19 protein-coding genes are annotated in these 22,264 nt (G+C 41.9%); 16 read left to right on the top strand and 3 right to left on the bottom strand.

Annotated features, from left to right (window positions below; all coding sequences use genetic code 11):
* Positions 1–67: 67 nt before the first annotated feature.
* Positions 68–928 (top strand): T9SS type A sorting domain-containing protein, encoded by an 861-nt coding sequence (locus H6571_10680; GenBank protein ID MCB9324188.1) that lies wholly within the window; start codon positions 68–70, stop codon positions 926–928.
* 60 nt (positions 929–988) lie between these two features.
* Here H6571_10680 and H6571_10675 read toward each other — a convergent pair whose 3' ends face one another.
* Positions 989–3,334 (bottom strand): TonB-dependent receptor, encoded by a 2,346-nt coding sequence (locus tag H6571_10675; protein MCB9324187.1) that lies wholly within the window; start codon positions 3,332–3,334, stop codon positions 989–991.
* A 296-nt stretch (positions 3,335–3,630) separates the two neighbouring features.
* Between H6571_10675 and H6571_10670 the strand changes: the two genes are divergently transcribed.
* A complete protein-coding gene (locus H6571_10670; protein MCB9324186.1) occupies positions 3,631–4,092 on the top strand; it encodes a hypothetical protein in 462 nt (153 codons plus the stop codon).
* A gap of 7 nt (positions 4,093–4,099) precedes the next feature.
* Positions 4,100–4,711, top strand: coding sequence for an SCO family protein (locus H6571_10665; protein ID MCB9324185.1), 612 nt, complete (start codon positions 4,100–4,102; stop codon positions 4,709–4,711).
* Positions 4,712–4,818: 107 nt separating this feature from the next.
* Here H6571_10665 and H6571_10660 read toward each other — a convergent pair whose 3' ends face one another.
* Together H6571_10660 and H6571_10655 are read right to left on the bottom strand one after the other, a co-directional pair.
* A complete protein-coding gene (locus tag H6571_10660; GenBank protein ID MCB9324184.1) occupies positions 4,819–5,502 on the bottom strand; it encodes a PorT family protein in 684 nt (227 codons plus the stop codon).
* A gap of 1,106 nt (positions 5,503–6,608) precedes the next feature.
* The gene (locus H6571_10655) at positions 6,609–7,118 is read right to left on the bottom strand and encodes a hypothetical protein (GenBank protein MCB9324183.1); all 510 of its coding nucleotides are present in this window, start codon (positions 7,116–7,118) and stop codon (positions 6,609–6,611) included.
* A 196-nt stretch (positions 7,119–7,314) separates the two neighbouring features.
* Here H6571_10655 and atpB point away from each other — a divergent pair, with 196 nt between their 5' ends.
* From atpB to H6571_10590, 13 genes are all read left to right on the top strand, one after another.
* Entirely contained in the window at positions 7,315–8,484 is a 1,170-nt protein-coding gene (atpB, locus tag H6571_10650; protein MCB9324182.1) for a F0F1 ATP synthase subunit A, read from the top strand.
* A gap of 209 nt (positions 8,485–8,693) precedes the next feature.
* On the top strand, positions 8,694–8,888 hold the full coding sequence (gene atpE, locus H6571_10645; GenBank protein ID MCB9324181.1) for an ATP synthase F0 subunit C: 195 nt from the start codon (positions 8,694–8,696) through the stop codon (positions 8,886–8,888).
* 93 nt (positions 8,889–8,981) lie between these two features.
* A complete protein-coding gene (gene atpF, locus H6571_10640; GenBank protein ID MCB9324180.1) occupies positions 8,982–9,503 on the top strand; it encodes a F0F1 ATP synthase subunit B in 522 nt (173 codons plus the stop codon).
* A 124-nt stretch (positions 9,504–9,627) separates the two neighbouring features.
* Positions 9,628–10,164, top strand: coding sequence for an ATP synthase F1 subunit delta (gene atpH, locus H6571_10635; protein MCB9324179.1), 537 nt, complete (start codon positions 9,628–9,630; stop codon positions 10,162–10,164).
* Positions 10,165–10,257: 93 nt separating this feature from the next.
* Positions 10,258–11,859 (top strand): F0F1 ATP synthase subunit alpha, encoded by a 1,602-nt coding sequence (locus H6571_10630; protein MCB9324178.1) that lies wholly within the window; start codon positions 10,258–10,260, stop codon positions 11,857–11,859.
* A 119-nt stretch (positions 11,860–11,978) separates the two neighbouring features.
* Positions 11,979–12,881, top strand: a complete 903-nt coding sequence (atpG, locus tag H6571_10625) for an ATP synthase F1 subunit gamma (GenBank protein MCB9324177.1) — start codon at positions 11,979–11,981, stop codon at positions 12,879–12,881.
* A gap of 275 nt (positions 12,882–13,156) precedes the next feature.
* Entirely contained in the window at positions 13,157–13,417 is a 261-nt protein-coding gene (locus H6571_10620) for a SemiSWEET transporter (GenBank protein MCB9324176.1), read from the top strand.
* Positions 13,418–13,863: 446 nt separating this feature from the next.
* A complete protein-coding gene (locus H6571_10615) occupies positions 13,864–15,609 on the top strand; it encodes a S8 family serine peptidase (GenBank protein MCB9324175.1) in 1,746 nt (581 codons plus the stop codon).
* Between the two features lie 410 nt (positions 15,610–16,019).
* The gene (locus H6571_10610) at positions 16,020–18,848 is read left to right on the top strand and encodes a CHAT domain-containing protein (protein ID MCB9324174.1); all 2,829 of its coding nucleotides are present in this window, start codon (positions 16,020–16,022) and stop codon (positions 18,846–18,848) included.
* A gap of 255 nt (positions 18,849–19,103) precedes the next feature.
* The gene (locus H6571_10605; protein MCB9324173.1) at positions 19,104–19,877 is read left to right on the top strand and encodes a CPBP family intramembrane metalloprotease; all 774 of its coding nucleotides are present in this window, start codon (positions 19,104–19,106) and stop codon (positions 19,875–19,877) included.
* Positions 19,878–19,921: 44 nt separating this feature from the next.
* Positions 19,922–20,485, top strand: coding sequence for a nuclear transport factor 2 family protein (locus H6571_10600; GenBank protein ID MCB9324172.1), 564 nt, complete (start codon positions 19,922–19,924; stop codon positions 20,483–20,485).
* A 113-nt stretch (positions 20,486–20,598) separates the two neighbouring features.
* A complete protein-coding gene (locus tag H6571_10595) occupies positions 20,599–21,540 on the top strand; it encodes an aldo/keto reductase (GenBank protein MCB9324171.1) in 942 nt (313 codons plus the stop codon).
* 121 nt (positions 21,541–21,661) lie between these two features.
* Positions 21,662–22,078 carry a molybdenum cofactor biosynthesis protein MoaE gene (locus H6571_10590; GenBank protein ID MCB9324170.1) on the top strand — a complete coding sequence of 139 codons (417 nt, stop codon included), beginning with the start codon at positions 21,662–21,664 and terminating at the stop codon, positions 22,076–22,078.
* The last annotated feature ends 186 nt before the right edge of the window (positions 22,079–22,264 follow it).

The raw sequence follows: 22,264 nt of genomic DNA, 5'->3' as shown, positions 1-22,264 counted from the left end.
ATTCATTCTATTTTATAATCCTTCGGCTTTTCTCTGAAAACATAGTCGGAAAATTGAATTCTTTTTTATGAATTTTAAATTTTTACACCTTATACCTTTTTTACTTTTAACTGTTTTTATCTTCAGCTTTAAGGACGGACCGGCCGGCGGGGAAGGAGGCAGTGGTCCCCGGATGCAGGATCGTTCGGGAAGCCCTTACGCCATAGCCCAAGGACCTACCTGCGCCGCTTGTCATAATAATGGTTCTTTTAACCCAGGAGTAATCATCGAATTGTTGCAGGATGGTAACCCGGTAGTTGAATACGTGCCTGAAGAAACCTATACGCTTAGATACAGGGTGATGGCCAATTCGGGCACGCCATCTAAATTTGGGATCCAATCCATAGTGCTGGAAAATAATGACGATACCAATGTAGGAACTTTTGGAACGGCTCCTGCCGGAACGAGGGTGGCCTCCATTTCCTCCAGGCAATATTTTGAACACACAACGCCTTCTGCTTCCGATACTTTTGAAATTGAATGGATCGCCCCGGCAGCAGGAGTAGGCGAATTGACTGTTTATGCCGGCGGTGTTGCTGCCAATGGAAATGGTACGAACGGAGGCGATAATGGCGCGGCCAATACTTTGATCCTTACGGAAACGCTTGACGTTAGCACAATAGATCCCACTACTTTATTGCCCGTTAAGGTAACGATTGCTCCAAATCCTGTAGTGGATAAAATGAACGTAGCTATTGAAAGTGACCTTTCAGGAACACTCTCCATGAAATTGCTCGACCTCACCGGGAAAAGTGTTTTGTCAAGGCATGTAGAAGTTCATAACGGAGGGAATCAGTTTTCAGAAAACATCAGCCATTTACCTTCCGGTATTTACCTGCTCCAAATTACGGACGGTAAAAAAGAAAGGGTGGTAAAGGTGGTGAAATAGGCTTGCTGGTAGCTCGTTGCTGGTTTGAAAAATTCAATAACCGGCAACCAGGCACCGGGTTTAAAAATAAATTTTATACTGGACATTTGGGAAAAATCCCCTCTGATAAGTGGTTTGTATATCCTCTGCTTTTTTGCTGTAAAGACGTTGAAAAACATTCCGATGATTGGTTAGATTCATCAGGTCTATGGACCATTCCTGTGCTGTTTTATTGCCATTCAGTCGGAAGGTGACTTTGAAATCAAATCTGAAATAATCTTCCAGTTGCTCAGAGAAAGCATCTTCATCCACCACGATTTCTTTGCCATAATAACGGGAGGCCTCCAGATCAATAGGAGAATACCTGCGTCCGCCGGCATAGGTGATTTTGGAATCGAGCGACAGCGTTTTATTGGTTCCCAGTTTAAATTCCTTTCCGCCCAGCGCATTGAAAACGTAGTGGCCATTGTACAGGGTATTGCGCAAAACCCCATCACTTCCTTTGTATTTGGAATCAAAGAGAGAAGCGGTCACCAGGAAGTAATAACCCTGGCTGAAGAATTTTTCAAGGGTTAATTCCAACCCATAATTCCGGGCTGTTCCTGCATTTTTAATTCCAGTTCTGGAAGGCAAGGTGAAATCCGCGCCGGCATTCAACATGCTAAATGAAGAAGGTTCAATATCCACCGGAATATTAAAGAGATGCTGGTAATAAACCTCTGTTTTCAACCTCATATTGTCCCCGAAGAAATAATCATAACCGATCACCGTGTGTATGCTTTTTGAAAAATCGAGGTTAATATTGGGCGACTCTCCTTCAAAATCATCCCGGCTAAAATAAACGACAATAGGTTGCAGCTGGCTGTGTAAACCTGCCCCGAAACTGAAGGAATGCTGCTCATTTAGTTGATATTTTATACCCAGTCGTGGTTCCAGGGTATATGATCCGTTCAATCCAAAATATTGCTGATGGAGCCCTAAATTGATGACCAGTTGATCGTTAGGGCGATTTTGCCAGTTGGCGTAAGCCTGTAGCAGGGAAGCCGTTCCCTGGAAATTGGCGATCGGCAAAAACTGGCCATTAAACAAAACGGTATCGATAAAATTTATATCAGAAAAATTATACATCACTCCGGCGCTGAGGGTGCTTTTGGCGCTGAATTTTTTATTGAATCTAAGATGGGCAGCATATCTCAATTGTTTCCTGTCGAATTTTACCGTAGGAATGTATTGTCCGGTTTCCTGGCTCAGGGAATCAATTTTTCCGATGGTCTGGACCCCTGTTGCCGCGAGGGTGAATTTGGTGTAAGTGGAGTTGTTGAAAAAATAAGTATGGGAGGCTCCCAGGATCCCGGTATTGGCGTTGAAGGTCGAATTTTCAAACTCCGAAAACAGGTTGGTCGTATCCTGATCACTGGCAGGATCCAGTTTGATGTAACTGAGCCCTCCAATGCCCCATACGGCAAAATGTCCGGCTTTTTCGGTGGGCAAATCTACCTTAAAAGTAACGTCCTGGTATTCCGGCACCGACTCTCCTGTGCCGAGGTCAATGCCCAGGCTTTTAAAAACGCCGAGGGTAGAGTAGCGGTAATTCACGAGATATGAGGCTCGGGCTCCTTTTTTAAATGGACCTTCGGCTCCCAATTCAAGGCCATTGAAGCCCACCTGGCCGAGGTATTCCCTTTTGTCGCTGTTCCCGTTTCTCAATCTCAGGTCAAAAACCCCGGAGAGCGCATTACCGTAATCAGCACTCCATGCGCTCGTCATGAAATCAGAGTTACTCAGGTTATTGATATTTAACATGCTGATGGGCCCGCCTGTGGTACCGATGGTTGAAAAGTGGTTGGGGCTGGGAATATCGATGCCTTCCATGCGCCAGAGTACGCCGGTGGGAGAGTTGCCCCGGATGATGATGTCATTCCTGTCATCCGATGCGCCGCTGACGCCTGCATAATTTTGCGCTATTCGGGAAGGATCGTTGAGACTTCCGGAATACCGGCCAGCCTCCTCAACGGAGAACGTCCGGGCACTCACCGTGGCCAGCTGGTTGATGGCCTCCCGTTTATTATCGCTGGCTTTGATAACGACGGTATTGAGTTGGGCGATGCTCTCTTCAAGTTCGATGATCACCTCCAGTTCTTTGGCTGAAGTAATCATCAGGTTGGAAATGGTAACGGATTCGTAGCCCAGGTATGATACCTGGACGGTGTGCCGGCCGATGGGCACGTTTTCGAGTCTGAAACGACCATCCGCATCTGTTGATGCTCCGATCAATGGATCACTTTCCAATACGATGAGGTTCACCCCTAAAAGCGGGAATTGAGATTGTTTGTCGAGGACGACCCCTCTAATAGTTTGGGTGAGTTCCTGTCCGAATATCTGTCCGGCCAGAAATAAGGTAAATAAGAGCAGCGTGATTTTTTTCATTATTCTAAGTATTGAGTTGGGTAGTTCTATGGATTAACAAATTTTTAGTGTCAGGTGTTTTGGATCAATATTAGGAAGCAAATATGCAATATTCCTCTTTTTTGAAAACTGATTTTCCTATGAATGATAGGATTTAATCGGTGAATCGTTGTGAGGACTTTTGATTGGGGGGGGATTGTTCGGAATAATTAACCTTCAGACAGGGGGTTTCTTAAAATAGTGATGGGATTCACATAAAAATGAAAGGGTAATTCCTACCTTTGCCTTCCTTTTTATTCACAATTAAATTGATTGTTATGAAATTAATAAATGTTTTCTTTTTGTCTATGGCCATAATGATTCTTGGCTCTTGTGCTAATCAACAGGCAAAAGCTGATCCTAAAGCCGAAATGGCTGAAGAGCAAGCATTGTGGGACGAGGTTATGTCATTTCATGATCAAGGAATGTCAGAAATGAAAGATATTGCAGCTTTAAAGAAATATCTTAGCGGAAATCAGGATAAACTGACGGATGATAATTCAAAAAAAATAGCCGAAATGGCTATAGCAAAATTAGACGAAGCTGAGAAAGGAATGTGGGACTGGATGCATGATCTGGTTAAGTTGGAGGATCTTCAAAAGGACAAAACCCATGCTGAAATTATGGCTTACCTTACGACACAAAAAGAGGTTGTTTCAAACGTAAAAGAACAAATAAAGGCAAGTGTGGCTAGTGGAAAACAGGTTAGGACACTTATTAAAGAAGAGGAACAAAAATAATAACTCAATGAAATATTTTTGGATGCTTTGCCTGGCTTTTTCAATCCAGGCTTGTGGCCCCTCAGTATCAGAACCTTTGCCATTTTTAGGCCAACATCAGGTCGATAAAGTCACAGGAGATACCACTTATCATCGTATTCCTGATTTTGAATTCGTCAACCAGGACAGCATGGTCGTGAATAATGCTACTTTTGAAGGGAAGATTTATGTGGCAGATTTCTTTTTTACCTCATGTCCAACGATTTGTCCGAAAACAGCACAGCAGATGTTGCGCCTATACGAAAGGTATAAGGATGATGACAGGGTTGAATTGCTTTCTCATTCCATCGATACTCAAAGAGATACCGTTGGAAGGTTAAAGGCATACGCTAATAACCTGGAAGTAAGTGCGCCCAAATGGCATTTTGTGACAGGCGACAAATCTGAAATTTACGAAATTGCCGACGACTACATGAGCATTGCTATTGAAGATCCGGATGCACCGGGAGGTTTTGATCATAGTGGCTGGTTCATTCTCGTGGATAAAAACAGGCATATCCGATCCTTTTGTAAAGGAACTGATCCGGAATCCGTTGATGGGTTCATGAAGGATATCGATTGGTTGCTGGAGCATATGTAAATCTTGTCAAAAAAAGAAGCCATGAACGTTCTCAAAGTGATGCGTTCATGGCTCTTAAATTTGAAAAGAGTTTTCCCTTAGTTTGTGGTTTTAGGTATACAAGAGGTTTATAAATTGAACAGAATACCGGCGCTGAGGGCCACGCCTTTATTTTTTACTTTTTCTTCCACCACCGGAATGTTATATAATTCTGTGAAGCCCATGGAATAACGTGCATCTGCGAAAAGCTGGGTTTGCCCTAATCTCAATGTAGCTCCAATTCCAGCCTGGGCTCCCACTTCAAATCTTTCATAATTGATCTGATCCAGGTTTATATCTATAGAACCGAGGTCTATTTCCACCAAAACATTGGCTTTATTGTCCAATCTTCCGCCTGTAGCGTATCCAAAAGTAGGTCCGGCGATAGCATAGGCCTGCAATGGGCCGTCACCGAATTTCACCTTTGCCAGGACAGGTAGTTCCAAATAGGTGAAACGGGCTTCAGAGGTTACACCTAATGGGATTGATGTGTTGAATACATTGGCATTAAAACCGTCACTGAATTTTAGTCCCTTTTTGATGACATTCACTTCAGTCTGCAGCGCGAAATGATCTGTAAGGCCTAACTCGCCAACGATTCCAAAGTTGAATTCGTCGATGTATTTGAAATCTGGCGTTAAATTTCCCAGCACTTCAGTAGTATAAACATTGGCGAAATTAACGCCTCCCTTAATTCCTGCAGAGAATTGGGCAAAAGCTCCCTGGCTAGCAAACCCCAACATAACGGTCATTAAAACAACTGCTTTTCTCATTTTGTCCTTATTTTAAGTTATAGATTGAATTCGAAGGTCAATATGCGGGGTTGAATTGTTAAGAGGCGTTAAACACTTGTTATGGTAATGATAAAAAAACGAATCTTTTTTACCCAATAGTGAAAAAGCATTAAAAGCTGTTGTCGGAAGTTAAATATAGTGAATGAACAGGCTGGATTCACCACAAAGTCATAAAGGACATAAAGATTCTGCATTGAGAGTACATTGCTTTATGCTCTATGTTTCTATGTGTTAAACGATCCACCACAAATTCATAAAGGACATAAAGATTCTGCATTGAGAGTACATTGCTTTATGCCCTATGTTTCTATGTGTTAAACAGATTCACCACAAAGTCATAAAGGACATAAAGATTCTGCATTGAGAGTACATTGCTTTATGCCCTATGTTTCTATGTGTTAAACAGATCCACCACAAAGTCATAAAGGACATAAAGATTCTGCATTGAGAGTACATTGCTTTATGCCCAATGTTTCTATGTGTTAAACAGATCCACCACAAAGTCATAAAGGACATAAAGATTCTGCATTGAGAGTACATTGCTTTATGCCCTATGTTTCTATGTGTTAAACAGATTCACCACAAAGTCATAAAGGACATAAAGATTCTGCATTGAGAGTACATTGCTTTATGCCCTATGTTTCTATGTGTTAAACAGATCCACCACAAAGTCATAAAGGACATAAAGATTCTGCATTGAGAGTAAATTGCTTTATGCTCTATGTTTCTATGTGTTAAACAGATTCACCACAAATTCATAAAGGACATAAAGATTCTGCATTGAGAGTACATTGCTTTATGCCCTATGTTTCTATGTGTTAAACAGATTCACCACAAAGTCATAAAGGACATAAAGATTCTGCATTGAGAGTAAATTGCTTTATGGCCTATGTTTCTATGTGTTAAACAGATCCACCACAAAGTCATAAAGGACATAAAGATTCTGCATTGAGAGTACATTGCTTTATGCCCTATGTTTCTATGTGTTAAACAGATTCACCACAAAGTCATAAAGGACATAAAGATTCTGCATTGAGAGTACATTGCTTTATGTCCTATGTTTCTATGTGTTTAAAAAAAGTAGGTCACGCGTTACGTATGCCACCGTCCAAAAGGATTTCCAGGATATAAGTGGTGCTGGTGGCCGCTTCAAACAAATCTTCGGATACAGCACTTTGTCCTGAGGCGATGATGATCTTCAAATTATCCCCTATGGTTGCAATGGATTGGGTGACGGTTTCTCCATCGGAGTAGGTGCCAGCGATTACCCGCTTGTCGATGAACTCCCCTTTTTTATCAAAAGTGATGAGGTGGAACTGATAATTCAATAACCCGGCACGCCAATAAACCAAGGCATGGAAAGCCCCAGTTCCCGGAATCCGGAAGCATGCCATGAATTCGGTGAACTCGTCTACGGGCTCATCGTCATGAGGGAGGATAAAGCTGTCAATTAATTCATCAGGAATCGGCTTGTTCTTGAGGCTGAACAAATGGCGCGCTTCCTCCGTCAACGACACGGGAAGTTCTATTTCCGGAAATATTCCGATAAATTCCGTAAAACCCTTTTTGGGTTGTGTATCTTTTATCTCTTGCATAGGGGAGCAAAATTACAAAATCCCCGAAAAAAAGATAAAATTTGATTTTTTTATCTATCCAAAAGCTCTACCTTTGCGGCGATATTTAAAAAGCTATTCATTAAGCAGTATAAAGTTGGGTATCGTGAAGGTTAAATTTAACATATTTTCCGGGCTGTTTCTGGGGCTAATTTTGAGTTTTTTTGCAGCGCCCATTATGGCACAGGAGGAGTCACACGAAAAAGGTTCATCACAAGAGCACCATGAAGCGGCGGCTTATGATCCTGTCGGAACCGTACTGGATCATATCTCCGATAAGAATGAATTCCACATATGGGAAAACGTGCATATTCCACTCCCTTGTTTTCTTTATACTCCCGGTAGCGGATGGTCTGTTTTTATGTCCAATAAATTCGAGCACGGCCATAAGGCTATTGATGGTTACGTATTAAACCATGGCCGGGTGAACAGAATTGCCGATCCTTCCTTCCCAAAAGGTGAGGTGGCATTGCACGAAAGTCATATCGAATCCCGGATGGAAAGTACAGAAGGCGGAAAAGAAAAAGAAGTTTATTTCATCACTTATGAGGGAAAAGAATTTCAATTGGATCCGCCAAGCACTGTGGACGGAGGATTTGTCGGCGGCGGGATTACTTCTTTTTATGACTTCTCTATTACAAAGAATGTAGCTACAATGTTGCTTGCGGCATTTTTACTGGTCTGGTTATTCATGGCTGTAGCTAAAGGATATAAAGTAAATGAAGGAAAGGCTCCCAAAGGCATACAAAGTCTGATGGAAGTCTTTTTTGTTTTTATCAGGGACGAAGTCACGAAGCCCATGATTGGCGAAAAACATTACGAACGTTATCAGCCGTTTATCATGAGTTTGTTCTTCTTTATTTTGTTTTGTGATTTGATGGGGTTGATTCCTTTTTTCCCTGGAGGAGCTAATATTACCGGTAACCTGGCGGTGACGCTGACCCTTGCGGTAATTACCTTTTTGGTAGTCAATCTCAGCGGTAAAAAGGATTATTGGCAACACGTATTGTGGATGCCCGGTATTCCGGCCTGGGTTAAGATCATACTTACTCCGGTTGAAATACTTGGACTGTTCATCAAGCCATTCTCCTTGATGATACGTTTGTTTGCGAACATTTCTGCAGGACACATTATCATCCTGAGTTTGATTGGGTTGATCTTCCTGTTTAAAGATACAGGTCAGTTGGGTGGTGCACCTACCGGCGTTTTGATCGGTGGAGCATTTACCGCTTTTATGAACCTCATAGAATTGCTGGTGGCATTCCTACAGGCGTTCATTTTTGCCATGCTGACCGCTTCTTATATTGGTGCGGCGGTTGAAGAACACCACCATGAAGAGGCACACTAGGAAATTTTAAATGATAAATGTAAAATTTTAAATGATAAAGTGAGTGTGAGGATTTGGGGTTAGTGAAAGTTATTCTTTGAATTTGAATTTACATTGTTGATAATATTTAGGCAGGGTTTTTGATTCAACAGATTTTCGGATTTTGTGGGTTTAAAATTTGCCGTACACATTTGGTAAACATTTTTTTTATAAATAAAAATCTCAAAATAATGGGAGCAATTGGAGCTGGTATTGCAGCAATTGGTGCAGGTATTGGTATCGGTTTGATCGGTAGCAAAGCCATGGAAGCTATCGCCCGTCAGCCAGAGGCTGTAGGTGATATCCGTAACAACATGATCTTAACAGCGGCCCTCGTTGAGGGTGCAGCATTGTTTGCGATCGTTGTTGGTCTTTTGGCTGGATAATTTGCACAAAAAAATTGACCTTTATCCGGGCTGCAGCGGTTGGCTGTCAGTCCGGATAAAATCAAAAATGAAAAAACAAAACAATCATAAACGATGACTGAGTTTATTTTTTTAGCGGGATTTGATGTGATCAAGCCGGATCCGGGATTGATCTTCTGGACATCCCTTATATTTATTGCCATTTGGTGGTTTGTGGGTAAGAAAGCTTTTCGTCCTATCCAGGAAGCCCTCAAAAAACGTGAGCATGACATTCAGCACGCCTTGGATGAAGCTAAAAAAGCCCGCCAGGACGTAGCCAATGTTCAGGCCTCCAATGATCGTGTGCTGGCTGAGGCTCGTGAAGAGAGATCAGCTATTTTGAAAGAAGCAAGTGCCGTTAAGGATGCCATCATCAAAGAAGCCAGGGAAAAAGCCAAGGAAGATGCACAAAAAATTGTAGCCAACGCGAAGATAGAAATAGATAATCAGCGTAAAGCTGCCATTACTGATTTGAAAAATCAGGCAGGATTACTGGCGATTGAAATGGCTGAAAAACTGATCCGCAAAGAATTGAAAGGCGATGCCGAGCAGGATGCTTTCATGAAGAAAATGACCGACGAGTTGAAATTGAACTAACCGTCGCTTTTTAAAATATACTCAATTTAAGGGGCCGTATTTAGTACTGTCCGTTTTTATTTTAAAACTCGTCCCGGTCGCCTCCTTTTTTTCGGAAATCGCCTGGGGTTTTTATATTTTTAGTATGTCTGTACAAAGAATAGCATCGCGTTACGCAAAATCACTGATGGATTTAGCCGTAGAGCAGAACAAACTTGAGCGTGTACTCGAGGATGTGCAGTCATTTCGGGCTACCACAAAGGTGCGTGATTTTCATCTTTTACTCAAAAGCCCCATCGTTCATGCCACTAAAAAGGTAAATATTCTGAAGTTACTTTTTGGAGCTAAGTATGACGAGCTGACCATGGCTTTTTTGAATATTATTATCAATAAAGGACGTGAGCCCTATTTGCCTGAAATTGCTGACGAATTTGTCGCTCAGTATCGTGAAATGAAAGGAATTTCTTCCGTAAAACTGATCACGGCCAGTGCTGTCAGCGCGGAAATGCTCAAATCCATTGAAGCTAAATTGATGGCAAGTGCTGAAACCGACCAGTCCGTGGAAATTTCCACAGAAGTAGATCCCGCTCTTATCGGGGGCTTTGTCATTGAATTTCAGGATAAGATCTATGATGCCAGTATTGCCCATAACCTTGAAGCATTGAAAAAAGAATTCATCTGAAATACTTAGGTGTTGAAGGTGTTGAAAAATAATTGTAAATCATAAGACTTTAATTTTTAGCCTTAAGTCTTTAGCCTTTAAACTTTTAATAATATGGTTGACGTGAAACCTGATGAAATATCAGCAATATTGAAACAGCAACTTTCCGGTTTTAGCACTGAAGCAGAATTGGAAGAGTACGGAACGGTTCTCCAGGTGGGGGATGGAATTGCACGTGTTTACGGTTTGACAAATGCACAGGCAGGTGAGCTCGTAGAATTTGACAGCGGCGTTCGTGCTGTTGTACTGAACCTCGAGGAAGATAACGTTGGGGTCGTATTGATGGGCCCTGGCGATGGGATTCGCGAGGGGTCAAGAGTACATCGCACCGGACTTATCGCGTCTATCCAGGTTGGAGAAGGCTACCTCGGCCGTGTAGTGGATCCTTTGGGTCAACCTATTGATGGCAAAGGAGAAATTGGCGGTGTTAAATACGAAATGCCTTTGGAACGTAAAGCTCCAGGGGTAATTTACCGTGAGCCTGTAAGTGAACCACTCCAGACCGGTATCATGGCCATCGATGCGATGATTCCAATCGGTAGAGGACAGCGGGAGTTGATCATCGGTGACCGCCAGACAGGTAAAACGGCTATTGCTATTGATACCATCATCAACCAAAAGGAATTTTACGACAAAGGAGAGCCTGTATTTTGTATCTACGTGGCTTCAGGTCAGAAAGCTTCTACGGTGGCCAACGTGGCCAAGACCCTGGAAGAAAACGGAGCAATGGCTTATACCGTTATTGTTGCGTCTTCTGCTTCTGACCCTGCACCGCTTCAGTATTTCGCACCGTTTGCGGGGGCTGCCATCGGTGAGTTTTTCCGGGATACTGGTCGCCCTGCACTGATCATCTATGATGATTTGTCTAAGCAGGCCGTGGCTTATCGCGAGGTTTCCTTGCTGTTGCGTCGCCCTCCGGGACGTGAGGCTTATCCAGGGGATGTATTCTACCTGCACTCACGCTTATTGGAACGTGCCGCAAAAATCATCAACGATGATGATATCGCACGCCAGATGAATGACCTTCCGGAGTCATTGGCCAATGCCAAAGATCAAAACGGCGAACCGTTGGTAAAAGGTGGAGGTTCTTTAACTGCTTTGCCTATTATCGAAACACAGGCGGGAGACGTTTCTGCTTATATTCCAACCAACGTAATTTCTATCACCGACGGACAGATCTTCCTCGAGTCGAACCTGTTTAACGCAGGGATTCGTCCTGCGATCAACGTAGGGATCTCCGTATCTCGTGTAGGAGGTAATGCACAGATCAAATCGATGAAGAAAGTGGCCGGAACACTGAAGCTCGACCAGGCCCAGTACCGCGAGTTGGAGGCTTTCTCCAAATTCGGTTCCGACCTCGACGCCGCCACGTCGGCCGTACTCGATAAAGGTGCCAGAAACGTGGAAATCCTCAAACAACCTCAATATTCCCCACTGCCCGTAGAGAAGCAAATCGCTATCATCTACCTCGGTACAAAGGGATTGTTGAAAAATGTTGCGGTAGAAAAGGTGAAAGATTTTGAAAAGATTTTCCTCCTGAAGATGGAAAAGTCCCACGCAGATATCCTGGCCAACTTTAGAGCCGGTAAACTGGAAGAGGCGGATCTCGCTGCCATGACAAAAGTGGCTGAAGAGATCGCTCCACAGTTTAAATAAAATTGATCATTGAATAGTGAGCTTGAGGAAGGAGGCGTCCGGTGTTGGATAACATTGATTTTGACGACCTCCGCAATTTCTTGGGCAGCGGGTAAACAACCAGCAATTTAAAAACTGATATGGCAAATTTAAAGGAAGTACGTGACCGGATCCAGTCCGTTATCAATACCCAGCAGATCACGAAGGCCATGAAAATGGTATCTGCTTCCAAATTGCGCAGAGCACAGGATGCAATAGTGCAAATGCGTCCCTATGCTAATAAGCTGAATGAGATGTTGCGTAATATTCTTTCCAACCTCGAGGGAGACATCGATACTTCTTTTGGGCAAGAAAGACCCATCGAAAGAGCCTGTGTGGTGGTGATTACTTCCAGCAGGGGACTTTGCGGTGCCTTCAACGCCAACATCATCAAAGAAGCTGTTTTAACGATCGACAATAAATATGCCGACGTACGTGCAAAGGGGCACCTGGATATTATCACGATTGGTAAAAAAGGCTACGAATTTTTCAAAAAACCGGCCTATAAGGATTGCCGCGTTTTTAATGATTACGTGGAATTGTTCCATGATCTCAGCTTTGATAATGTTGCCGTAGTGTCCAAAAGAATCATGGATTGTTTTTCCAGAGAACTTTATGATTCCGTAACCGTTGCCTACGGCCAGTTCAAAAATGCAGCAGTACAGATTCCCGTGGCAGAACAATTCCTGCCGGTGGCCAAGATTGAAAAAACGGCAGACGGAGAAGAAAGTGGAATGAAGGCAGATTATATTTTTGAGCCGGACAAGAAGGCATTATTGGAGCATCTTGTCCCAAGTATTATCCAGACGCAATTCCAGAAATTTGTACTCGACACCCATGCTTCCGAGCACGGTGCGAGGATGACCGCCATGGATGCCGCTACGGAAAATGCCCAGGAATTGTTGGGAAATTTGAGACTTTCCTACAACAAAGCCCGTCAGGAAGCCATCACCAACGAGATCCTCGAGATTGTCGGGGGAGCGGCTGCCTTATCCAATGGTTAAGTACCGATACAGATTTAAGCATACACCAACTAAAAGGGGGCGATTTTTTCGCTCCCTTTTTTTGTGGGCACCGAATCATTTTACCTGAAATCCTGCCGGGGCAGGAATAGGTGAGTGGATGGCCATCTCTCCTCATCGGATAACAGGCTGATGGCAAGATGGGGGCGTTTGGAAAATTACTAATCAGGGTAAAAATCTTTCCCTTTCCGGTAAACCATACTCTCGCCAAATGTACTACCTTGCACAAAATTTTGTAACACCTTTTAATACATACCATGGTATTCACCGCAACCACTGTCCTCGGCCTCGTCGCAGCTACCTGCACCACGGTCGCCTTCATCCCGCAGGCGCTCAAGACCATCAAAACCAGGAACACCAAGGACCTGTCGCTGCCCACCTATATTTTGCTGGTGGTCGGCATCATCCTGTGGCTCCTTTACGGCATTCTGATGCATGACCTGCCCGTGATCATCGCCAATGCGGTGACTTTCTTTTTTATCGGAACCATTCTGGTGTTGAAGATAAAGCATAAGTAGGGGCGGGTTGCCGGTTGCTTGTTTTTTTGATCGCTTTCCCGGGGTGGGCAAGGAGGTGTATCGCACTCAAAACACTTCTTTTTTTCTTTTGGGATTTCGTTGTCCTGCGGGCATCCGTGTTTTATCCTTTTTCTTAGTAATATTTCGCTTCGTACCTTTAAGTCAGAAGCATATAACTCTATTTGCTTTCCAATCGAATTAAAATTCCCCTCCTTTCTTTTTGAGAAACAATTCCTTTTTTTAACTTTAGGCCGATCTCCCGATTTTGACCTCTCCCGACGTTTTTACATCCGTTTTGTGCATAAAATCCATAAAAAAGCAGAAATATTGAAAAAAGTATGTCTTTTTTTGTCACATGGGGCCATCTCGCGGCTTATATAAGGGATACGTTTAGTTTTTAACTCAAAATTCAGGTGATTTTATCAAATGAAATTAAAATTAAAATTATGAAGAAGCTTCTATTTTTTCTGACGATGTGTATGGCATTCTCTTTTGTCACCATTTTAACAGGCCAGGGCACCTACAATCCAAACCAGATCATCATCGATTTTGCTGATGAAGCTACCCAGCAGGACATTGATGATTACCTGGATCTAATCAATGGTGTAATTATTGACCAAATCGGGGATGACATTTTTTTGGTCGAGGTTGAATCATTTCCTATTGAGTATACGGATTTTAATGGGGTGGAGGTTGTTTTGTATAATGTGGTGGATATTATAGAGAATCATCAGAGTAATAGTGAAATTGATGACACTGATCTCAACTATTATGTTTCAAGCATACCAATGGATTTGGGGCAAATAGTTGAAAGTTTGCCAACAGATAATTATACCCCTATTCCGGGGTATGTCGATGATTATCCAGGACTTTTGAATTGTTCTTCCATTTCACAAAATCAAAAAGTAAAAGTAGGGATAATTGATACAGGTATTGATCATTACCATAGCTTTATAACTGATTATATTATATATGAAAATAATGTTTACAATAATGATTTTACAGCTATTGATGACCATGGCCATGGAACTAGTGTGGCGGGTATTATAGCAGGCTTAGCCCAATCGGCAGGTATCACGCCTGAATATTTGGAGCTTTATATTATTAAGGCTTTTGATGAAAATGGACAAGGGAGTTATTTTAATATGATACGGGCTGTAGAAATGGCCAATGAATTGGATTTGGATATTTTAAACCTTTCCTGGGGTTTTTCTTACGACATTTTTCCATCTGGGACAGAAGGAATTTATTTTTTACAAAGCGGAGCGTCTGAATTAAAAAATTTATTGAACATACCTTCAGATAGGATTATTATTTGTGGATCTGGGAATAGTGGATTGGAAATAACTAATGAAAACTTAATGAATGGTTTTACTGGATTTCACTATGGGCCAGCAGATTTTTTTGCGCTTAATGATCATCACCTCACGGTGGGATCCTTAAATCATTTAGGGAAATTGGCAGGATTCAGTAATTTTGGTTCTGGTGTTGATGTTTATGCCCCAGGTACTGAAATTTTAACACCTACATTAAGTGGGTATTGGACTTTGAATAATTCTGGCACCTCATTTTCATCAGCAATTACAACTGGAGTAGCCGTCCAGTATTATGTGTCTTGGGTGCAACAAGCAGTTGATGCCTATACAAATCCAATTTTAGGCAATCTAGGATCAAGTGTTAATTCGGGATCAAATGTTGATTTTTTAAGTCTGCTATCTGCTGCCAATTTTTCTTATTTGTCGGTTTTAAAAAATGCCATTGAAGTGGATCGTTATACTATTGAGTCAGAGAAGGGAACAAAATCTTATTTAGTGAATGGGATTGATTTGTCGTCCTTATGTGATAAAAATCTTAATCAATCATTAAGTAAGACCATTATTAATAATGTGCTCTTACTCGAAGGGGAAATAGAAAAAAGTCAAATGGGTGAAAAAAACTTTGAGTTATTTCCAAATCCCGTTTCCGATAATATAGAAATAAAACTACTTAATTTTGAAAAAGGCATCATTTCAATTGAGTTATTGGATCAACTTGGCAGACAGATTTATAGTGATTTATGGATACTTGATGAAAAGAGTGATTTTGCATTTAAAAAACTAGAAGTCGGTTCGTTTAATATTCCAAAAGGGTTATACATTTTAAGAATAAACGAAAAGGGTAGATCTATTAGTAAAGCGATTTTTAAAAATTAATTTAAATAATTAGGCTGATCCAAATTATTTGGATCAGCCTAATTATTTGGATCAGCCTAATTATTCAAATTATACCTCAATTGACATTTTGATTCTGAATTTATTTTAATAAAGGTGTTTATTTTGTCCTAACTTATCTTTGCCAAAAGCATCGGACTTGCCGGACTTATGCTATTTTTATTCCGTATAATCCATATAAAACTTAAAATGAGCTTTACCCGAAAAGTTAAGCCTTAACGTTCGAAAACTTTAAATAACGTCAATGATTAATTGAGTCCATGTTATTTTTTAAAATAATATTTGCTATGAAGGGTTTCTTTTTATTATCCAGTCTATTTATTTTTTCCCAATTTTCTTTTTCCCAAAATATTGATTCCCTTGTTAATATAACAATTGAAAAAGCTGAGGCATTGAGAATCGAAGACCAAAATTATGATCAGGCTATTAAGACATTAGAAGAATTACTAGAAGTTATCGTGGCTCTTGATACAGCGGTGGAAAGGATTAAGTTAGCACCAATTTATCATAAAATTGGGGTTAATTACTATATGAAAGGTGATATGGATAATGCCTTAAAAAATAATTCTAAAGCCTTAGAAATTAGAGAAATTAAACTGGGGGCTAATCATATTGATGTCATTCGTGGGTATTTTAATAGAGGAAGTGTTTTACGAAGGATGCAGGATTATGGTAATGCAAAAAATGATATAACAAAAGCTATTGCATTGATGGAAAAATTAATTGAATCAAAACAATCAAATGATGTTCCAAGATTAATGAGAATGTATACAGAAATGTATAAAATTAATTCCTTCTTAAAAGATAATAAGACAGCTTTGGTTTATTGGGAACTGGTATTTAATTACTATTCCCTTGATGAATCCCAAAGTATGAGTAGAATCGCAGACTTGTATAATGCAAAGGGTATAATCTATAATGATGAAAAAAATTATGATTTAGCGATCGTTAATTATTTAAATTCAATCGATTCTTATTCAAGGCTTATGAATTCTGAATCCGAAATTGAAATAGGGAGTGTAATTCATAATCTTGCAAATAGTGAACAAGCCTCAGGTCAATTTGATTCATCAAAAAAACATTATTTAAAAGCAATTGATGTTTTTAAAAAAAATCAAAATAGCAACAACAATTTAGACATCCAACAACGTCTCGGCAACACCTACACCGACCTCACAAACCTCTGTTCCAAAACAAAAGAATGGACCCAGGGCATTGAATATTTCAATCAAGCCCTGAAATACACCACTTCCGGCTGGGGCACCTTCCATCACCCGCGTGTAGCCGAAATCTACCGCAACCGCACCAAAATAAGTCTCGGACAAAATCTATACCACGAAGCCCTGGAATTCAATCAAAAATCCCTCCATGCATTGTTACCTGATTTTAAAACCGATGATCCTTTTGTAGCGGTTAATCTTAAACAGCAGGCTGTTAAAAACAAGAATTCCTTCCTGGAAACCATTGCTCAAAAAGCTGAAATCTTTGCGGCCATTTATGAGCAGGAAGGAAGGAAAGATCAGAAATATCTGGAAGCCGCTTTTCAAAATTACCTGACAATAGATACGGTCATCATCCAGATCCGGCAAAGTTATGAGGCGCAGGGGTCGCAGTTTGAGTTGATTGAGCAGCGTTACCCTATTTATGAAAAGGCAATTTCGACGGCCCTGGAATTGTTTGAAAAAACGGGAAAAGGAAAATACCTGGAAGCGGCCTATCATTTTGCCGCTAAAAATAAAGCCATGGTGCTTTTGGCCGGGATGCAGGAAGAACAGGCCAAAGCCTGGTCTTCTATTCCACAGGAACTTCGGGAGCAGGAGAAAAACCTGAAACGGTCCATCTTTCAGCTGGAATCAAAGATCTATGAACAGGCAGACCAGGAGGCCGATCCCGTATTGCGGGACAGCCTTTTTGCTTTGCGCAGGGAGTATCAAAAGTTAATCATTGACTTTGAGTCAGCGTATCCTGACTATTATGATCTGAAATACCGATTCGATCAAACCATAAGCGTAGCGGCCATTCAACAACAACTTCCCCGGGGCAGTTGCATGCTGGAATACTTTGTGGGCGATGCTTCCATTTTTGTTTTTGTCATTACCCAAAGCGGGTTCGATTACGTGAAGTTTGATAAACCGCAACAATTCGAGGAACGTTGCCTGGCTTTCCGGCAGAAAATGGAAAGGCCGGGAAATGGAACAGTCTCTGTTTCCGACAATTACCAGCTGTTTCAATGGCTGGTGAAATCCCCCCTGGAGAAAGCTGAAAAAAGAGAGGAGATCCATCACCTGATCTTCCTCCCCGACGGCCCGCTGCTTCAATTGTCTTTTGATGTTTTGGTGCTGGATAACACAAGCACTACGCCTCATTACCTACTCAAAGATTACGCCATCAGTTACGCCTACTCCAATCGCCTGTTGTTTGGCTACTCCGCTAAAAAAAGAGCCCGACACACCTTTGCCGGTTTCGGCCTGGAATACGATGATTATACCCTGGCAGACCTGGCCACTTACGTAGATAACCCACTGGCGAGCCTTCCGCTTTCCCGGGCACTTGGCCACCTGGAATTTTCCGATGATGAGATCAATGAGATTGCCTGGCTGCTTCACGGCGATGCCTGGATCAACCAAAACGCCACCCGTGAAGCCTTCCTCCAAAATGCAGGCGACTACGCCATCCTGCACCTCGCCACCCACGGCGTGCTCAACGAACGATACCCCATGAATTCCGCCCTCATCTTTACCCGTCAAAATGACAGCACCGCTTATTTTCTCCGCGCCGCCGACCTCTACGGTTTGGCCCTGAATGCCGATATGGCCGTCCTCAGCGCCTGCAACACCGGCACCGGCCTGGTCGAAAGGGGAGAAGGGGTCCGCAGCCTGGCCCGGGCCTTTTCTGCTGCCGGCTGTCCGAGCCTGATCGCCAGCCTCTGGAATGCCTCCGATAAATCCACCAAGGAGATCCTGGTGGATTTTTACAAAAACCTTAAAAAAGGCCAGACCAAAGCCGAGGCCATGCGCCGGGCCAAACTCACTTACCTGGAAAATGCCCCTCCGACTTACCAGGCTCCCTACTACTGGTCGCACCTGAATGTGATTGGCGAAAGCGGGCCGCTGGAGGTATTGAACGTGCCTTTGTGGCGTAAGTACTGGTATGTTTTGGCGGTGGTATTGGCGGTTTCCGGGGGACTTTTTTACCGTAAAACAGGGAAGCAGGCAGCCTGAAACCGGAGTGTTCTGGTGCCACAGTATCCCCCTTCCTGAAAAAATAATGCTGGCCTAAATGGTTACAATCTATAATATTGGCTTAATTTTAAAAAAAAATATTGCCCAACTATGCCCCCTTCATAACCTATTTCAACACACGGAAGCATCGCGAAAAACAGGATGGTCCGGGAGAAATTTAACCCTGAAACCCTCCCGAAAAGCTAATTCAGCAGATTTTTCGGTTGCCCGAACCCAACACCAATCGTTAGAAGCATGAATAAAGACTTAAAATATTTCCTCACCTTGTGTCTTTTCTTTGGATTGTTTTTCATCGCCAAAGAGGTCTTTTTTGCCAAAATATATTATCGGGTGGAAAGTGTGGTTCACCTGTATCCCTTAAGCTTTTTCCTGGCTTATGCCGTGGTTGGGTTGCCGGCATTCATTTTTGTTTTTTTTGCCAATCAGTACAAACTTTTTGCCCCATTGGGACTAAAGAGCAACCTGGTAAAAGGGTTTCTTTTTGCCTTCCTTTTTTCCATCCCCATGTTTATTGGATATGGAATCTTTGCCGACTTTAAGCCCCACCTGGAATGGAAGAATTTTTGGTTTATGTGTGTGTTCGCCGCGTTTTTTGAAGAGCTTTATTATCGCGGGTTTTTCTTCGGGCAGTTATTTAAAAATACGCGGTTTGGTTTTTTTATTTCGCTGATAATCAGTGCCTTGGTATTTGCTTCCCTGCATTTGTATCAAAGCAACGACCTGCTTACTTTAATCGGTATTTTTATGACTACCTTTATGGGCGCCGGGCTTTTTGCATGGTTATATGTGGAGTGGAATTACAACTTATGGCTTCCCGTGGCCCTGCATTTTTTTATGAACCTTTCCTGGGAAATTTTCGCTGTTTCTGATAATGCCCTGGGGGGGCTTGAGGCCAATCTGATCAGAGGACTGACCGTTTTATTGGCCATTACAGGTACACTGTTTTATAAGAAAAAACAAAATATTCCGTTAGCCGTTAACAGGGATACTTTGTGGATGAAAAAATAAAAAAAGTTTCCAAAACATATAATCCTGCCATAATTTTTTAACAAATGAGAAAAAACAATTTGTACTTTTTGATGGTCATTTTGATCGGACTTTTTGGCTGTAATGCCCAAATGTCAAAACAGGTCAGTAAAGCAAACCAACCCACCGAAGAAACGAAGGTATATAGTCCGGAGAATCAAAAGATTTTCAATGATTTGAGGGCCAGGGACAGTTTGCTTTTCAGCCTTGGGTTTAACCAATGTGATACCAGTCAGATGAGATTGTTGATCAGTGATGATTTTGAATTTTATCACGACCAATCCGGTGTCACAGATTCAAAAGAAAACTTTATCCTCGGAATATCCGGGTTGTGCCATATGGATTATAAAGCGACGAGGGAGTTGGCCCAAAACAGTTTAGCCATCCATCCTTTATATAATAACGGGCAGTTGTATGGGGCCATTCAAACCGGGGAACACCTGTTTTACGGACAAAAAGGGGAGGCGCCCAAATACCTCACAAGCACCGCAAAATTTACGCATCTTTGGATCCTGGAAGCAGGGGACTGGAAATTGAAAAGAGTATTGAGTTACGACCATGTTCCGGCAAGTCAGGTACATGGACAATAATAAACGGATAAATGCCTCCAATCAAAGTTCGGTGTTTGATATGCTGTATTTTTTGAACATTACTAATTCAAAATGCTAAACTCCGGCTAAGTTAATATTTAATCAATGTTCATATGAAATATAACAGATACATCCAGGATGGACCCCTCGTTTCTGAAATTGGACTTGGTACCTGGCAATTGGGAAATGATTCCGGATGGCAGGGGATGTCGGAAAAGGAGGCTTTGGGTATAGTAGAAAGCGCACTGGAATACGGGATTAATTTTTTTGATACAGCGCCAAATTATGGATATGGTACAGGCGAAGACCGGCTAGGTAAAGCGCTGAAAGGTGCTGACAGAAGTAAAATAGTGATCAATACAAAATTTGGGCATACTGATTCGGGTAGCACTAATTTTAATTCGGATTATATTCAGCGATCTTTGGAGGGCAGCCTTAAAAGATTACAAGTGGATTATGTTGATTCGCTCATTATTCATAATCCGCCTTTTGAGTATCTGGATGGCAATAAAAACGACCATTATGAGATACTCGAACGATTGATGAAAGAAGGCAAAATAAAAGGATATGGAGCATCATTAGACACTTATGAAGAGATGAAGCTGTTTATGAATACCACAAATGCTAAAGTGATTGAAGCCTTTTTCAATATCTTACATCAGGATGCCTCAAGAGCATTTGATATGGCCATAGAAAAAGAGGTTGGCTTAATCGTAAAAATTCCGCTCGATTCAGGTTGGTTGTCAGGAAAGTACAGTGCTGAAAGTACCTTTAATGATATTAGAAGCCGCTGGTCCAGGCAGGATATTCAAACCAGGGCGCATCTTGTTGACAGAGTAAGGGAAATTGTCGGGGCAAAAAATGATCTTGCACAAAAAGCCATTTCGTTTTGTTTGGGATATGATGCGGTCTCTACCGTTATTCCAGGCAATGTAAATATTGCTCAGTTAACCAGTAATGTAGAAAGTATAAACAACCCGATTTCAAAGGAACTTGTTGAACAGCTGGAGGATTTTTATCAGAATGAAGTAAAGCAGTTAAAGCTTCCCTGGTGAACATAACCCATCAGAATGTCGTTTTTAAACGATAAAGAACAATCGTTTTATTCGGGTGAAGGCTTAAAGGAAACTTCAAAATACACCATATTCCACCCGTTGGCAGACAAAAAACACACCAATGATCGACATACAAATCAAACATACGTCCCTCGATACAACTGAATGTATCCAATTCTCAGCCGCTCCGGAAGCGGGAGGCTCCACCGTTTTCATCGGGACCGTGCGAAACGAAACGAAAGGCAAAAAGGTCATACGCCTGGAGTTTGAAGCTTACGAACCAATGGCGTTGAAAGAATTACAAAAGATCGCCGAAACTGTCGTCGAGCGCTGGAAAGTCATTCATATATCCATTCACCATCGCGTGGGCGTACTCGATATCGGGGACATTGCCGTCATCATTGCCGTCACCACCCCACATCGAAAAGCTGCTTTTGAGGCTTGTGAATACGCCATAGACATACTAAAACAGACCGTCCCTATCTGGAAAAAGGAAATTTTTGAAGACGGGGAGGTTTGGGTAGCGGCGCATCCCTGAGAAATAATAAATTTAAAATTTTAAATGATAAATTTTAAGGTGGCATTTGTCTTATTAATGCGGTAAAAATGAATTTACACTTATGCTACACCTCCGCCCCGCCCCTAAAGTGGAGTCAGCGCAGAAAACTGTAAATTTATTTTTGAACCATTCCTTTTTTTTTATTTTAATAAAACACCTTGATAT

The sequence above is a fragment of the Lewinellaceae bacterium genome (assembly GCA_020636105.1).
Taxonomy (GTDB): domain Bacteria; phylum Bacteroidota; class Bacteroidia; order Chitinophagales; family Saprospiraceae; genus BCD1.
This window is presented reverse-complemented; position numbering and strand designations above follow the sequence as displayed.